Origin of the sequence: Pseudooceanicola nanhaiensis (genome assembly GCF_020171315.1) — a bacterium.
In the GTDB taxonomy this organism is placed as follows: domain Bacteria; phylum Pseudomonadota; class Alphaproteobacteria; order Rhodobacterales; family Rhodobacteraceae; genus Pseudooceanicola; species Pseudooceanicola nanhaiensis_A.
This window is the reverse complement of record NZ_JAIUZP010000008.1, coordinates 170,490-184,989: the sequence shown is the minus strand read 5'-3', so window position 1 is coordinate 184,989 and position 14,500 is coordinate 170,490. Positions and strand designations below refer to the sequence as shown.

Sequence of the window (14,500 nt, the reverse complement as noted above, 5' to 3'; positions counted from 1 at the left end):
CTCATTCGCCTCGCGGATAGCGTTTGTTTTCTTCCAGCACGTTCAGGTCCATGTGGTTGCGCATGTAGCGCTCCGAGGCCTGTTGCAGCGGCTGGAAATCCCACGGGAAGTACGACCCGTTGCGCAGCGCCTCGTAGACCACGTGGCGACGGGCCTGCGACTGGCGCACCTCGGCGTCGAAATCGCCCATGTTCCAATAGGTTGCGAGCTGTTCTTCGAACTTTGCCACAACCTCTCCATGGGCCGGATCGGCGGCGAGGTTGGTCAGCTCGTGGGGATCGTTCTCAAGGTCGAAAAGCTGCGGCGGGTCCAATTCGCAGTGGATGTATTTCCACTGGTCCTGACGCAGCCCCACGAGCGGCGCATAGGAGGCCTCGGCGGCATATTCCATCCGCACCGGCGTGGTGCGCGCGGTGCCGTTGGCCAGCGGAACGAGGCTTTCGCCATCGGTCCAGGGCAGCACTTCCGTCAGGTCGATGCCCACCAGATCGGCGATCGTGGGCGAGACATCCATTGTGGAGACCGGCGTTTCGATCAGCCCTGCGGGCATCCCCGGTGCGGCCACCATCAGCGGCACGCGGGCGGAGCCTTCGAAGAAGTTCATCTTGAACCAGAGGCCGCGCTCGCCCAGCATGTCGCCATGGTCGGATACCAGCAGCACGATGGTATTCTCCACCTGCCGCGTGCCTTCCAGCGCCTCGAAGATCTCGCCGATCTTGTCGTCGAGGTAGGAGATGTTCGCGAAGTAAGCGCGACGCGAGCGGCGGATGTCCTCGTCCGTGATGTCGAAGTTGCGCCAGTCGTTGGCGTCGAAGATCCGCTTGGAGTGGTTGTCCTGCTCCTCGTAGGGGATCGCGGGCACCGTGGGCTCCAGATGCTCGCAGTTTTCGTAGAGGTCCCAGTACTTCTTGCGCGCGACGTAGGGGTCGTGCGGGTGGGTGAAGGAGACGGTCATCATCCACGGGCGGTCGTCAAGGCGACGGCCGAGGGCATAGACCTTGGCGCGGGCGTTGTAGGCGACCTCGTCGTCGTATTCCATCTGGTTGGAGATCTCGGCCACACCGGCCCCGGTGACGGAGCCCATGTTGTGATACCACCAGTCGATCCGTTCGCCGGGCTTGCGGTAATCCGGGGTCCAGCCGAAATCGGCGGGATAGATATCGGTCGTCAGGCGCTGTTCGAAGCCGTGCAGCTGGTCGGGGCCCACGAAATGCATCTTGCCGGACAGGATCGTATGGTACCCGGCGCGGCGCAGGTGGTGCGCGTAGGTCGGAATGTCCGAGGAGAACTCGGCCGCGTTGTCATAGACCCGGGTGCGGCGCGGCAGCTGGCCCGCCATGTAGGAGGCCCGCGCCGGCGCGCAGAGCGGCGAGCCGGTGTAGGCGTTCTTGAACCGGGTGGAGCGGGCGGCCAGCTTCTTGAGGTTCGGCGCATGCAGCCAGGGGGCAGGGCCGTCGGGGAAGAGGGTGCCGTTCAGCTGATCCACCATGAGGATCAGGATGTTGGGACGGTCAGCCACGGGATGTCCTTTCGAGCCAGAGGGTGAGGTAGTCTTCCACCAGCGCTTCGGTCTCGTCCCGCTCGGGGGCGCAGTCCTGCAGGGCGTGGCGGATGTAGAAGCCGTCGATCATGGCCGCGAGGCCCTGTGCCGCGGCACGGGCCTGCGCCGGATCGAGCAGCGCCTTGAGATCGTGCATCAGGTTGGATTGCAGGCGTTTCGAGTAGACCCGCAGAAGCCGGGCCACGTCCTCGGAATGCATGGCCTGCACGTAAAACGTCAGCCATGCCGCGACAATCTCGTGATCGAACTGGTTTTCTGCGAAGCTGGCTGCGATAATGGCCCGCAGCCTTGCTTCCGGCCCTTCGGCCTTGGCAAGCCGCTCGGAGACGGAGGCCCCGAAATTCTTGAGGATATGCCGCATGGCCGCCAGGAAGATCTGGTCCTTGGAGCCGAAGTAGTGATGCGCGAGTGCGGAGGACATGCCTGCGCGTTTCGCGATCTGGCTGACGGTCACGTCAAGCGACCCGGCCGCACCGATCTCTGCGATGGTCGCACGGATCATCGCCTCTCGCCTTACAGTCTGCATCCCGACTTTGGGCATGTGCTCAACTCCCGGTCACTCACCCGGAAAACCTGTGATTCCGGTTTACTTTTGACTTCTGTTGGTTTTTGATTAACTCATCAATCAACAAAAATGCAACCCTGAGGGTCTCCCACGAAGGGGGCTCCAGACAAAGAAAGCTACAAGGAGGAACGATATGACTTTCACCAAACGCAGCCTGACCAGTGCCCTGGCCCTGATGGCGATGACCGGTGCCGCCCTTGCGGAGTGTGACGAGGTCATCTTCTCGGACGTGGGTTGGACCGACATCACCACCACGACCTCGGCCACCAAGCATGTGCTGGAAGCGCTCGGCTACGATGTGGACGTCAAGGTTCTGTCCGTGCCCGTGACCTTCGCCTCGCTGGAAAGCGATGACGTGGATGTCTTCCTCGGCAACTGGATGCCGGCCCAGAACGGCGCGATCAAACCCTACCTCGACAGCGGCGAGATCGAGAGCATCGCGGTGAACCTCGAAGGCACCAAGTACACGCTGGCCGTGCCCGCCTATACCTACGAGAAGGGTCTCCAGTCCTATGCCGACATCGCCAAGTTCCGCGAAGAGCTGGACGGCAAGATCTACGGCATCGAGCCCGGCAACGAAGGCAACGCCTACCTCGTCTCGCTGACCGAAGAGAACAAGTTCGGCCTCGAAGGCTTCGACGTGGTCGAAAGCTCGGAGCAGGGCATGCTGGCACAGGTGGAACGCGCCGTGAAAGCTGACAAGGACGTGGTCTTCCTCGGCTGGGAACCCCATCCCATGAACGCGGCCTTCCCGCTGAAATACCTGCCCGGCGGCGAAGACTTCTTCGGCGGCGAAGGCGTGGTGAACACCGTGACCCGCAAGGGCTATGCAGCGGAATGCCCGAACGTCGGCAAGCTGCTGGAGAACATCAAGTTCACCCTGCCGATGGAAAACGAGATCATGGGCATGATCCTGAACGACGGTGAAGACGCCGACGACGCCACCGAGGAGTGGATGAAGGCGAACCCCGATCTCGTCCTGTCCTGGCTGGACGGCGTGACCACGAAGGACGGCGGCGACGCCACCGCTGCGGTCAAGTCCGAGCTGCTGGACTGATCTTGAAAGGCCCGGCCCCCCAGCCGGGCCTTTTTTATACATGAACCTCGGCGGGACGCGGCAGGATGGCCGCGCCTGCCGCAAGAACAGGGACGAAACGGATGCTTGACTGGCTGACGGATCACAAGATCCCGGTAGGCAAGGTCGCGAAGGCCTTCTTCGACTGGCTGAGAGACAACTTTTCGGGCTTCTTCGACGCGCTCGCGGAGGGCGGAGAACACCTTATCGACGGGCTTCTGTGGCTGCTGCAGACCCCGCACCCGCTGATCATCATTGCCATCTTCGTGGCCTTCACCTGGTGGATGCAGCGCAACTGGAAGACCTGCCTCTTCGTGGCGCTCGGCTTCCTCTTCATCCTCAACCAGGATTACTGGGAAGAGATGACCGAAAGCCTGACGCTGGTGGTCTCCTCCTGCATGGTCTGCATGGCGATCGGGGTGCCGATCGGCATTCTCTGCGCCCACCGGCTCAAGCTCTACGCCTGGGTGCAGCCGGTTCTGGACCTCATGCAGACCCTTCCCACCTTCGTCTATCTTATTCCGGCGATTGTGTTTTTCGGCATCGGTATGGTGCCGGGCCTGATCGCCACAGTGATCTTCGTGGTGCCCGCACCGATCCGGCTGACCTATCTTGGCGTGTCCTCCACGCCGACCGCGCTGCTGGAAGCGGCCGAGGCCTTCGGCGCCACCGGCAGCCAGAAACTGTGGAAGGTGGAACTGCCCTATGCCACGCCGCAGATCATGGCCGGTCTGAACCAGACCATCATGCTCTCGCTCTCCATGGTCGTCGTCGCGGCGCTCGTGGGGGCTGACGGGCTTGGCGTGCCGGTCGTGCGCGCGCTGAACCAGGTGAACACGGCGCTCGGCTTCGAGAGCGGGTTCATCATCGTGGTCGTGGCGATCATGCTGGACCGTATCCTGCGGATCGGAGGCCGGAAATGACCCAGGACAAGAAAATCGCGGTCAATTTCGACAAGGTCTCGATCGTGTTCGGGGATCACCCGGACGAGGCGCTGCCCCTGATGGACAAGGGGCTCAGCCGCCCCGAGATCCAGCACAAGACCGGGCAGGTGCTGGGGGTGCATGACTGCGACCTCAGCGTTCAGGAGGGCGAGATCCTCGTGCTCATGGGGCTCTCCGGCTCGGGCAAGTCGACGCTGCTGCGGGCGGTGAACGGGCTCAACCCCGTGGTGCGCGGCAAGGTCGAGGTCCACGACGGCAGCGGCATGACCGACATCACCCATTGCGACAAGGCCACGCTGCGCAAGATGCGGCTGAACCGGATCGCCATGGTCTTCCAGCAGTTCGGCCTGCTGCCCTGGCGCGACGTGCGCGACAACGTGGCCCTTGGCCTCGAGCTTGCCGGGATGAGCCGGGCCGAGCGTGACAAGCTGGCCGACGAGAAGCTGGAGATGGTGGGCCTGACCGACTGGGCCGACCGGAAGGTCAGCGAACTCTCGGGCGGGATGCAGCAGCGCGTGGGGCTTGCCCGCGCCTTTGCCACTGACGCGCCGATCCTGCTGATGGACGAGCCCTTCTCGGCGCTCGATCCGCTGATCCGGGCCCGTCTGCAAGATGAACTGCTGGAGCTTCAGTCCAAGCTGCAGCGCACGATCATCTTCGTCAGCCACGACCTCGACGAGGCGTTCAAGCTGGGCAACCGGATCGCCATCATGGAAGGCGGGCGGATTGTCCAATGCGGTACGCCGCAGCAGATCATCGCCAACCCGGTGAACGACTACGTGGCGGATTTCGTGGCCCATATGAACCCGCTCGGCGTGCTGCGCGCCATGGACATCATGAGCGAGGGCGCCGCCCCCGCAGGCGCGCCCGCGATCGAGGGCGAGCAGCTGGTGACCGAGGTCATGGAGGCGCTCAAGGCGGGCGCGTCCGAGGTTCAGGTGGTGGATGCGCAGGGCGCGCCCATCGGCCGGATCACGCAATCGGACCTGATCCGCGGCCTGACCGGCTGAGGCATCTGGGAGCGAGGGACAGGGGCGCGGCGCCGGGTGGGGCCGCGCCCTTTTTGGTGCCAGCCCGCGGGCGGGCCGCTCTGGCCCTGCTCAGGGCAGCGCGCGGCGCAGGGGCCCCGGCCGCGTGGGTTCCTCGCCGCGCTCCGCCAGCCAGCGGTCGAGCGCCTCGTGCGTGCGGGGCCAGAGCCTGTCCACATGGGCGAGGGCCGCGATACAGGCCGGACGGTCGCCGCTGCGCGCGGCAAGTTCCGCATCGCGCAGCGCGGCGGTGAGCTGGACCGCCCCGAAGGTGGCCGAGCTGCCCGCGAAGCGGTGCAGCACCTCGGCGAGCCTGTCGGCATCCGCGGGCGCGGGGGCCTCGCCGGGGGCATCGATCCTCGCGGCAAGCGCGTGCCAATCCTCCTGCAGGCGGCCTCCCTCGGTGATGTAGCAGCGGATCAGAACCTGCGCCTGCGCCGGCCCGGTGGCCTCCCAGAGCTCTTCCAGAACCCGGGGGTGGATCATGCCGCTGGTCCCGCCGCCGCGCAGCACGCGGCGCAGGTCGCGCCAACGAAGCGGCTTGGCCACCACCTCGTCCACGCCCTGATTGCGCAGGTCCTGCGCCACGTCCTCGCCGATGTGGGCGGTCAGGGCGACGATCCTCGCATCCCGGCAGGGTCCGTTCCCGGCGCGGATGTGGCGCGTGGCCGTGGCCCCGTCCATCACCGGCATCGAGACATCCATCAGGATCAGGTCGAAGGCGCGGCTGCGCGCGGCCTGTAGCCCCTCGGCACCGTCGTGGGCCTCGGTCACGCTGTGGCCGTCGCGCTCCAGCATCTTGCGCGCCACGAGGCGGTTGGTGGCGTTGTCCTCCACCAGCAGCACCTCCAGCGGCGGACCGGCCTGCGGGCCGTCGTCCTGCCCGGTGTCGGGCTGAACCTGCGGCTCGGCGGCGGGCAGGGGCAGGCGGACCCAGAACAGGCTGCCCTGTCCTTCCTCGCTCTCGACCCCGATCTCGCCCCCCATGGCGCGGGCCAGCTGCCGCGCGATCCCGAGGCCGAGCCCGGTGCCCTGCACCTGTTCGCGCAGCGCACTGTCGAGACGGACGAAATCCTCGAAGATCTTCTCGGCGTCCTCGGCGGACATGCCGATCCCCGTGTCGCAGACCTGAAACTCCACCTGCCGTTCGCCGACCCGCGCGGCATCGAGGGTGATCTGGCCGCCCCGCGTGAATTTCACCGCGTTGGACACGAGGTTCAGCAGGATCTGGCGCAGCCGGCCGCGATCCCCGGACACCCAGCCAAGCGGCGGCGCACCGGGGGTCCGCATCAGCTGGTTGCCCCGGGCCTGCGCGCGCGGCACCTCGCTGTCGATCAGCTCCTCCAGCAGCGTGTCGAGGTCGAAGGGCGCGCTCGTCAGCCGGGCGCCCGCACCCTCGATCTGGGTCAGGTCGAGAACGTCGTTCACCAGCCCCAGCAGCACCTGTGCCGAATTGCGCAGCACCGGGACGAGGGCGCTGCGGCTGGCCTCGTCGCTGTCGTCCATCAGCTCGATCGTCCCGAGAATCCCGTTTAGAGGCGTCCGCATCTCGTGGCTGATCACCCCGAGGAACCGCGCCTTGGCCCGCTCGCCTGCGAGGGCGCGATCCCGGCTTTCGACCAGTTCGGCCTCGGTCTCGGCCTGGTGCGAGATGTCGCGGATCATGCAGACCAGCACCGCGCGGTCGTCACGCTGCGCCGTGTCCATGGACAGCTCCACCGGGAAGGTCCGGCCGTCGGCATTGCGCCCGATCAGGCGGTAGCCGCGCTTGCGCCCCTCGGCGCAGGCCTCGGTCAGCTCGCGGCCCGACACGGCGCGCGTGCCCTCCGCGGTCTCGCGCCGCAGCAGCGTGCCGATGCGCGCGCCGGTGGCCTCCTCTTCGTTCAGGCCGAACATTTCCTGACCGGCCTCGTTCAGGGTTTCCAGCACGCCGCGGGGCGTCAGCACGACGATCGCATCCTGCGAGGTATCGACGATGGTGGCGAGCCGCGCGGTGGTGGCCGAGACCTGCGAGGCGCGCCGCCCGCTGAGCACCGCCAGCCGGAGCGAGATCGCCACCAGCGAGCTGAGCGCGATCAGCAGGACAAGGCTGACGAGCGCGAGCCGATAGAGCACATCGGCCACCTCGCGCCGGGCGAGGTCGGACTGGGTGACGAGCGCCTGGTTGCCCACGGTCATGATCCGGCGCACCTGCGGACGGGTCTCCGCCACCCGCGGCTGGAGCGCCTCAGCCGAGGCGATCAGGGCCGGGTCGGGCAGGTCGATGATATGCGCCCAGTCGAAGATCTCCTGCGCCGCTGCGACGAACGTGCCCTCCATCCGCGGCGCGTTCAGGGCCGAGATATAGAGCGGGCTGCGCATCAGCGTGTCGACGCGGCTGTAGAGGATGTCATAGCGCCGCCGCAGGTCCTTCAGCGCCGAGGCAAGGGCGAAATCGGCGGGGATTGCAGCGGGGAAGCTGGGCGGCTCGGGGTATTGCACCCGTGGCGTCGCCACGGGCGGGACGACAGGGCGCGACGGGTCGTCCGGTGCGTCAGTGCTCGGGGCGTCGGAGTCGGACAAGGGGGCAGGCGGGCGGCCGCCCGCGCCATCCTGTGTCGCGTCAGGGGGGCTGGCCGGTACGGTGTCCGTGGTGGTGCCGGCCGTTTCCGGGGCGGCGTCGTCAGCCGGAACGGCCTCATCCGTCGGAGCCGCTGGCATCGCCGGGCGATCCGCGGCGGCAGGTGGCCCATCCTGCGGCGCCGGCGCAGGGCCGGGGGCCGCGTCGGATGATGGAGGCACGAGTCCTGCGGTGTCGGGGGCGCCGCCGGGCGGGATCGGTCCGGGGGACGTCCCTTGCGGGGGCAGCCCCGGCGCATCTGCCCCGTCTGGCGGCCTGTATCCCGGCGGCCCGGGAAAGGCGCCCGGGAGGCCGAGCTCAGGCGGCGGAGGCGGGTGCGGCTGGCCCGTGGCGGCCCACCCCGCCCGCTGGATCTCCAACTTGGTCGTAACCCGTTCCAGCGCGCCGGAAAATTCGAGGTATTCCACCTCCAACTGGCTCAACGTCCACTGGACGTTGTCGGAGGGAGAGGACGAGAGCTCGGACAGTTTGCTGCGCACTTCGGTCAGAAGGTAGAAGATCACGACGAGGCACAGCGCGGACACGCCGGCAAGGCCGACCGCACGTACGATCCTCCAGTTGATCTGGCGCCGGATGCGCGCCAGATCGGTGGTCTCCGTCCCCATGAACAGACCTCCGGCGCCGACTTGCCGCTGCTGCGTTGCCGTCAGACGCTAGCGGGTGAAGCTGATATGGTCCAGTTGCCAGATCGAGTTGGCGTAGACGACTTCTGTCCGGTAGGCGGGGTCGGAATCGTAGGGGTAGACCAGCCAGAGCGGCCCCTTGTCCCGCAGGCTCATGGGGCGCCCGTTCCGCATGAGCGCCAGCACCGCGCCTTTCAGCGTCTCCTGGTCGAGGGGAATGCGGATCTCGTAGCCATTGACCGCCGTGAGGATCGCCGTGGTGCCATCTGCCCCGTAGGCGCGGATCAGCTCCGTCATCGGCACGCCCGAGAAGTCCTGCACGCCTTCGGTCCAGATCGTCGTGGTCTGCACCTCTTGCTGGGGCATCGCCTCCAGCCCGGCGCGATCCAGCACGACGACCTGTCCGTCCGCGAAGGTCACCGTCAGAACGCCGGGACCGGAGAGCGGGGCGGCGCCCGCGGCCGGTGCCGTCTCGACCGGGCTGGCCCCCGCCGGCAGGGCGCAGATCACCGCCAGCCCACAGGCTGAGAGCACCGCCCGCCATCGGCACAGCGCCGAGGACCATCCCCGCAAGGTGTTGGCTGCACACCGGTTTCGCATCTCTGCCTCCTGCCGAACTTGTCTTCACGCCTAACCCGTGCCCGACCACGCGACAAGCGTCCGCTCAAGGGATACCCCCCCAAACCTTGCCATAAGGTAAAAAGTCGACGTGACGAGATGTGAATTGGGTGCGGACAGCACGGATCACTCTCTCTATAGTGGTCCCCGGGGGACGGAGACAACGGGACAGACGCATGCAGAAGATCCTTCTGGCAGATGACCATACCCTCGTGCGCCAGACGCTCGCGGCCTATCTGCGCCAGGCGGGCGGCTACGAGGTGCAGGATGTGGCGACGCTGGAGGAAGTCTGCAGCCGGATCACCGCGAGCGGCCCGTTCGACCTGATCCTGCTGGATTTCCGGATGCCGGGGATGGACGGGCTCGAAGGGCTACGCCAGACGATTTCGACCGGTGCCGGGCCGGTCGCGCTGATCTCCGGGTCCGCGCCCCGCGGGGTTTCGACCGAGGCGCTGGAGATGGGTGCGATCGGCTTCCTGCCCAAGACGCTCTCGCCGGACCAGACGATTTCGGCGGTGCGCCAGATGCTGACGGGCGTCCCCTATCTCGAGCGGGAGGAGGCGGAGACCGGGCCCCTCACGCCGCGCGAGCTTGAGGTCGTCCGGGGCATCGCCGCCGGTGATTCCAACAAGGAGATCGCCCGCAATCTGGGGGTTCAGGAAGTGACCGTGAAACTCCACGTGAAGACGCTGAGCCGCAAGCTCAACGCCCGGAACCGCACCCATGCGGCCATGTTGGCGCGGGACCTTCGGCTAATCTGACAGCGTCCCCATAGCCGTCTGTCGGCCTTTGCTCTTTGCATCGCTTTCTGCCTTCAAGATATTGTTTTTGAGGCGGAAAGATGTGCATTCCGGTGTCTGCGTCCGGCGACCGCACGCCCGGTCCGGTGCGTGCCGACCGCGCGCCTGAAGGGCGGAAAACATCCTCGCCGGGCTTAAATCAATCTTCATTCCTGCGGGGTTTTATCCCTCTCGACGGACGGGGTGCTTGGGGCACCCGCTGCAAGAGGGCTTTGCATGCGACTCCACCATTGGCGCCTCGCGCTCCTGTTGCCCACCGCGCTGGTTGCGGTCAGCCTGGGTCTCCTCGGAACCATGGGCGTGCTTGGCTTCCACGCGGCGCGGGACGCGCTGATCGAGAAGGAACTGGCCGATCTCGAACATGACGCCGAAGCACGGGCGGCGCGGCTGTCCCTCTGGCTGGAGGGCATCGTGGAGGAAATCGCCTTCTTCGCCGCAGGGCCGGTCGTCTTCGATGCGACGCGGGCGCTGCTGGGGGCGCTTCAGGTGCAGGGTACGGCAAGCGCGGGGGCCGGGTACGACAGGGTCCACCGGGCGCATGATCCCTACTTCCAGACCCTTCGCAAGGCACATCGGATCGAGGAGATCCTGCTCCTGAACGAGACCGGGCAGGCGATCTATTCCACTTCTGCGCCCGGCCGTCCCAAGGTTGGTGGCCCGGAGATACGTGCGCTCTCTGACATGAAGGGCGCCGCCAAAGGACCTTCGGCCGGGCAGGGGCGCGCGCCGCACACCGCCGTTCTGGAGGGCGCGAAGGGGTCACGGGACCTTGTGCTTCTCGCTGAGATCCCAAACCCCTACGGTCCGCCTCTGGGCAGTCTGGTTTTCCGCATCTCCGCCGATACAGTGGCCGCACAGGTTCCCCAGGGCCGCGCGGGCACGGCTCAGGTGATCGGTCCTGCAGGCCGGGTGCTGGCGGGGGGCGGTGACGCTCTGCCTGTGCCCGACCAGCCGCAGGGGAGCCGTTTGGGAGAGGCCGGGGCGGCCTACGGTTGGGCCCCGGTTGCCGCCTTGCCGGCCTGGACGGTCGTCACGCAGCGCCCGGTCGAGGCGGTACTGGCGACTGTGACGGGGGTCGGCCAGTTGATGCTGGCCTATGCGGCGGGGGCTGTCGTGCTCTTCGCGCTCTTCGGTTTTGGCCTCTCGCGCTACCTGCTGCGGCCACTGCAGCGGCAGAGGGCGGCGCTCCGCGCGATTGCCGCCGGAGACGACGCGACCGAGGTGCCGGATCGGGCCCGAGGGGACGAGATCGGGGAGATCGCCCGGGGCCTCGAAGAAGTACGCGAAGCCCTAGAGACGGCCTCCGGCATAGCGGCGGAGAACCGCTTCAAGGGGGCGGCGCTCGAAACCACCACCGCGGCGCTCATGATGACGGACTCCGATTTCCACGTCACCTATCTGAACCATGCCATCCGCGAGATGATGGAGCGGCTGAGCGGTGATTTCTCGCGCGTGGTCAAGGACTTCAGCCCCGACGCCCTGATCGGGCAGAACATGGATCGCTTCCATGGCGACCCGGCGCGCATTCGCGGCCTGCTCGACGATCCCTCCAAGCTGCCGTTCCGCACGGACATTCCCATCGGCAATGCGCGGCTCCAGATCGACGTCAGCCCGGTGCGGTCCGATGACGGCACGCTTGTCGGCATGGTGATCGAATGGGTCGATGTGACCGCAGACCGGCGCGACCAGGCCGTGCTCGCCGCCATCGAAAGCAGCCAGCTGAAAGCGGAATTCGACCTCTCGGGGCGGTTGACGGGCAGCAATGGGAATTTCCTGGAGTGCTGCGGGGTGGAAGAGAGCCTACTGCGCCAGCAGAAACTGGATGACTGGATCGCGCTGCTGGGAAGCGAGGCGGGCCGGGACCTCCAGCAACGTCTGGCAACGGGGGCACCCGTGCATGGCCGCTTCTCCCTCCGCCCGACGCCCGGGAGCGGCGAGCGGATCGTGGAGGGCGGGTTCTCTCCGATCCGCAACCGTGCAGGGGCGCCGGCTGGCTACGTCCTCATCGGCAGCGACGTGACGGAGGCGCAGCGACGGATGGTTGCCGGTGAAGAGGCACGGCAGCGTATGGAGGCAGACCAGCACGCGGTGGTCGAAGCCCTGCGCATCGGCCTGCGCAACATGTCCGACGGTGACCTCAGCATCCGATTGAACGAGAGCTTCTCGAGCGAATACGAGGGGCTGCGCCGGGATTTCAACGAAGCGTTGCAGCGGCTCGGCGATGCCATGCGCGATATCGCGATAGAGACGGTGTCGATGCAGCAGGAAACGGGCGAGATTTCCCGCGCGGCCGACGAGATGTCCCGCCGGACCGAGAAACAGGCTCTGACGCTCCAGTCCACCGCAGCGCGTCTCGACGAGGTAACGAAGCACGTCGCCTCTGCGGCAGAGGGCGCAAGCCGGGCAGATCGCATCGTGGCCGAGGCCCGCAACAGCGCAGAGCGTAGCGGCTCGGTCGTGGATGAGGCCGAGGGCGCCATGGCGGCCATCGCCTCCTCCTCCCGAGAAGTGGTGAAGGTGGTGGAAGTCATTGACGATATTGCCTTCCAGACCAGTCTTCTCGCACTCAATGCCGGCGTCGAGGCGGCCCGCGCCGGGGAGGCCGGCCGCGGGTTCGCCGTCGTCGCAACCGAGGTCCGTGCCCTCGCGCAGCGCTGTTCCAATGCAGCAGGCGAGATCGGGACGCTGATCTCCTCCTCCGGTCGTCATGTCGAGCGTGGGGTCGAACTGGTCGGCCAGACAGGCGATGCACTGAAGACGATCGTGGGCTCAATCTCCGAGATCGCCGATTACATCGGGGCGGTGGCCCGCGCGGGCGAAGAGCAGTCCCGCGGGCTGGCGGAGGTGAATGGCTCGGTCAACCAGATCGATCAGGTAACGCAGGAGACTGCGGCCATGTTCGAGGAGACAAATTCCGCCGCCCATGCCCTTGCTGATCGCGCGGGTGGCCTCGCGCGGACGGCGGGGCACTTCCGCCTCGATCTGCCCGTGGAGGGCGGCCCTGCACTGGTTCCGGATCGGCGGGAGGCCTCCTGAGTGCGCTCGCCAACCCGCTTACCGACGCAAGGGGCTCCCGTGCGGGTGCTGGTCGTGGATGATTCCGTCTCGATCCAATCCTTGATGCGCCACGTCCTCTCGCGCGATCCGCGCCTCGAGGTGGTCGCCACCGCGCGCGACGCCTACGAGGCCCGCGAGTTGATCAAGAGGCATGACCCCGACGTGCTGACACTCGACGTCGAAATGCCCGGCATGAACGGGCTGGAGTTCCTGGAGCGCCTGATGCGGTTGCGGCCGATGCCCGTTGTCATGGTCTCGAGCGCCACGCAGCGCGGCAGCGACGCCGCGATCCAGGCGCTGTCCCTCGGTGCCATCGACTGCATCCCGAAACCGTCCGCGGGGCTGACCGAGGCCGACGTTGCCGAGATTGCGGATCGCATCGCGGTTGCCGCACGAGGACGGCCGCGGGCCCGTGACCTGTCGATATCCCCCTGGGCCGCGATCCCCCATGGCCAACGGACCGCGCGCGCTGTGCTGATCGGAGCCTCGACGGGCGGTGTCGCTGCTATCGAAACCGTTTTGAGCGGGATGCCCCCCGATTGCCCGCCGATCATTCTGGCGCAGCATATGCCGCAAGGCTTTCTGATCAGCTTTGCGAAGCGTCTGGATGACCGCTTTCCGCAGGTGGTTGCCCTCGCGAGTGACGGCGCTGAACTCCGTCCCGGGCATGTCTTCCTCGCACCGGGCGGCGCACGTCATACGGGCATCGGCGAGGTCGGCGGGACGATGGTATGCACGGAGGTCAGCGCACCGCCACGAAACGGGCATTGCCCATCCGTGGATGTCCTTTTCGAGACAGCGATAGATATGGCGGACCGGATCACGGCCGTGCTGTTGACCGGGCTTGGACAGGATGGGGCCGGGGCGATGAAGCGTCTTTACGAGCGGGGGGCCTATTGCATCGGCCAGGACGAGGCGAGCTCGGTCGTCTATGGAATGCCGCGGGCCGCGGCGGAGGTTGGGGCACTATCGGTCCAGTTGCCGCTGTCGGACATCGCAGTCGCAATCTGCCGCCGCCGTTCGCCACGACAGGGGCGCCAGCCATGAGACGCTCCCCCGATACCGGCTCCGCCATCACGATCACGCAGGATGAATACGCCGTATCCGACCGGGCTGGCGTGACGATTTCCACGATCCTCGGCTCCTGCGTTGCGACCTGTCTCTGGGATCCTGTGAAGGGCGTCGGGGGGATGAACCACATCCTCGTCGCCCATGTCGGCAGCGGTGCCAATCGGAGCGATCTCGCCGGCATCAACGCGATGGAGTTGGTGATCAATGGGCTGATCCGGTTGGGCGCAGAACGCCAGAACCTGCGGGCCAAGGTCTTTGGTGGGGCCAAGATGATCTCGGGCCTTTCCGATATCGGGCAGGGAAACGGGCGTTTCGCCCTCGACTACCTTGAGCGGGAACGGATCCCCTGCCTTGGGCAAAGCCTGGGCGGAACCTCGGCCCGCCAGGTTCGGTTCTACCCGGCGGAAGGTCGGGTCTTGTTGAAGATCGTCTCGAGCGCGCCGGAACCGATGGTCGCGACGCGCCAGAGCAAGCCCGCCGGCAACGATGTGGAGCTCTTCTGACCACGGCGTGGCATGGCGCGGTTCTCCACCTCTAA

At 66.8% G+C, this 14,500-nt stretch carries 11 protein-coding genes; 7 read left to right on the top strand and 4 right to left on the bottom strand.

Features of this window, described 5'->3' with window-relative positions; genetic code table 11:
- Nucleotide 1 precedes the first annotated feature (1 nt).
- On the bottom strand, nucleotides 2-1,519 hold the full coding sequence (gene betC / locus LCM32_RS15035; protein WP_224821898.1) for a choline-sulfatase: 1,518 nt from the start codon (nucleotides 1,517-1,519) through the stop codon (nucleotides 2-4).
- Nucleotides 1,512-2,102, bottom strand: coding sequence for a transcriptional regulator BetI (betI, locus tag LCM32_RS15030; protein WP_224821897.1), 591 nt, complete (start codon nucleotides 2,100-2,102; stop codon nucleotides 1,512-1,514). Before betI ends, betC begins: the two co-directional genes overlap by 8 nt.
- 157 nt (nucleotides 2,103-2,259) lie before the next feature.
- Here betI and choX point away from each other — a divergent pair, with 157 nt between their 5' ends.
- The 3 genes from choX to choV all read left to right on the top strand — a co-directional run bounded on the left by choX (nucleotide 2,260) and on the right by choV (nucleotide 5,155).
- Entirely contained in the window at nucleotides 2,260-3,183 is a 924-nt protein-coding gene (gene choX, locus LCM32_RS15025) for a choline ABC transporter substrate-binding protein (RefSeq protein ID WP_224821896.1), read from the top strand.
- Between the two features lie 101 nt (nucleotides 3,184-3,284).
- The gene (choW, locus tag LCM32_RS15020; protein ID WP_224821895.1) at nucleotides 3,285-4,124 is read left to right on the top strand and encodes a choline ABC transporter permease subunit; all 840 of its coding nucleotides are present in this window, start codon (nucleotides 3,285-3,287) and stop codon (nucleotides 4,122-4,124) included.
- The gene (choV, locus tag LCM32_RS15015) at nucleotides 4,121-5,155 is read left to right on the top strand and encodes a choline ABC transporter ATP-binding protein (RefSeq protein ID WP_224821894.1); all 1,035 of its coding nucleotides are present in this window, start codon (nucleotides 4,121-4,123) and stop codon (nucleotides 5,153-5,155) included. Before choW ends, choV begins: the two co-directional genes overlap by 4 nt.
- Before the next feature lie 90 nt (nucleotides 5,156-5,245).
- Here the strand turns inward: choV and LCM32_RS15010 are convergent, their stop codons facing one another.
- A complete protein-coding gene (locus LCM32_RS15010; RefSeq protein WP_224821893.1) occupies nucleotides 5,246-7,669 on the bottom strand; it encodes an ATP-binding protein in 2,424 nt (807 codons plus the stop codon).
- A 777-nt stretch (nucleotides 7,670-8,446) separates the two neighbouring features.
- Nucleotides 8,447-9,016, bottom strand: a complete 570-nt coding sequence (locus LCM32_RS15005; RefSeq protein ID WP_224821892.1) for an oxidoreductase — start codon at nucleotides 9,014-9,016, stop codon at nucleotides 8,447-8,449.
- 194 nt (nucleotides 9,017-9,210) lie between these two features.
- Here LCM32_RS15005 and LCM32_RS15000 point away from each other — a divergent pair, with 194 nt between their 5' ends.
- The 4 genes from LCM32_RS15000 (at nucleotide 9,211) to LCM32_RS14985 (ending at nucleotide 14,465) form a co-directional block, all read left to right on the top strand.
- Nucleotides 9,211-9,795 carry a response regulator transcription factor gene (locus tag LCM32_RS15000; RefSeq protein ID WP_224821891.1) on the top strand — a complete coding sequence of 195 codons (585 nt, stop codon included), beginning with the start codon at nucleotides 9,211-9,213 and terminating at the stop codon, nucleotides 9,793-9,795.
- Between the two features lie 255 nt (nucleotides 9,796-10,050).
- The gene (locus tag LCM32_RS14995; protein ID WP_224821890.1) at nucleotides 10,051-12,870 is read left to right on the top strand and encodes a methyl-accepting chemotaxis protein; all 2,820 of its coding nucleotides are present in this window, start codon (nucleotides 10,051-10,053) and stop codon (nucleotides 12,868-12,870) included.
- A 39-nt stretch (nucleotides 12,871-12,909) separates the two neighbouring features.
- Nucleotides 12,910-13,938, top strand: coding sequence for a chemotaxis response regulator protein-glutamate methylesterase (locus tag LCM32_RS14990; RefSeq protein WP_318246198.1), 1,029 nt, complete (start codon nucleotides 12,910-12,912; stop codon nucleotides 13,936-13,938).
- Nucleotides 13,935-14,465, top strand: a complete 531-nt coding sequence (locus LCM32_RS14985; RefSeq protein WP_224821888.1) for a chemotaxis protein CheD — start codon at nucleotides 13,935-13,937, stop codon at nucleotides 14,463-14,465. Before LCM32_RS14990 ends, LCM32_RS14985 begins: the two co-directional genes overlap by 4 nt.
- Nucleotides 14,466-14,500 lie beyond the last annotated feature (35 nt).

What these genes read in the sequence shown, in the direction of transcription:
- choW (WP_224821895.1), top strand. Translation starts at nt 3,285, where the DNA reads ATGCTTGACTGGCTGACGGATCACAAGATCCCGGTAGGCAAGGTCGCG.
- LCM32_RS14985 (WP_224821888.1), top strand. Translation starts at nt 13,935, where the DNA reads ATGAGACGCTCCCCCGATACCGGCTCCGCCATCACGATCACGCAGGAT.
- LCM32_RS15000 (WP_224821891.1), top strand. Translation starts at nt 9,211, where the DNA reads ATGCAGAAGATCCTTCTGGCAGATGACCATACCCTCGTGCGCCAGACG.
- choV (WP_224821894.1), top strand. Translation starts at nt 4,121, where the DNA reads ATGACCCAGGACAAGAAAATCGCGGTCAATTTCGACAAGGTCTCGATC.
- betI (WP_224821897.1), bottom strand. Translation starts at nt 2,102, where the DNA reads ATGCCCAAAGTCGGGATGCAGACTGTAAGGCGAGAGGCGATGATCCGT.
- LCM32_RS14995 (WP_224821890.1), top strand. Translation starts at nt 10,051, where the DNA reads ATGCGACTCCACCATTGGCGCCTCGCGCTCCTGTTGCCCACCGCGCTG.
- LCM32_RS15005 (WP_224821892.1), bottom strand. Translation starts at nt 9,016, where the DNA reads ATGCGAAACCGGTGTGCAGCCAACACCTTGCGGGGATGGTCCTCGGCG.
- choX (WP_224821896.1), top strand. Translation starts at nt 2,260, where the DNA reads ATGACTTTCACCAAACGCAGCCTGACCAGTGCCCTGGCCCTGATGGCG.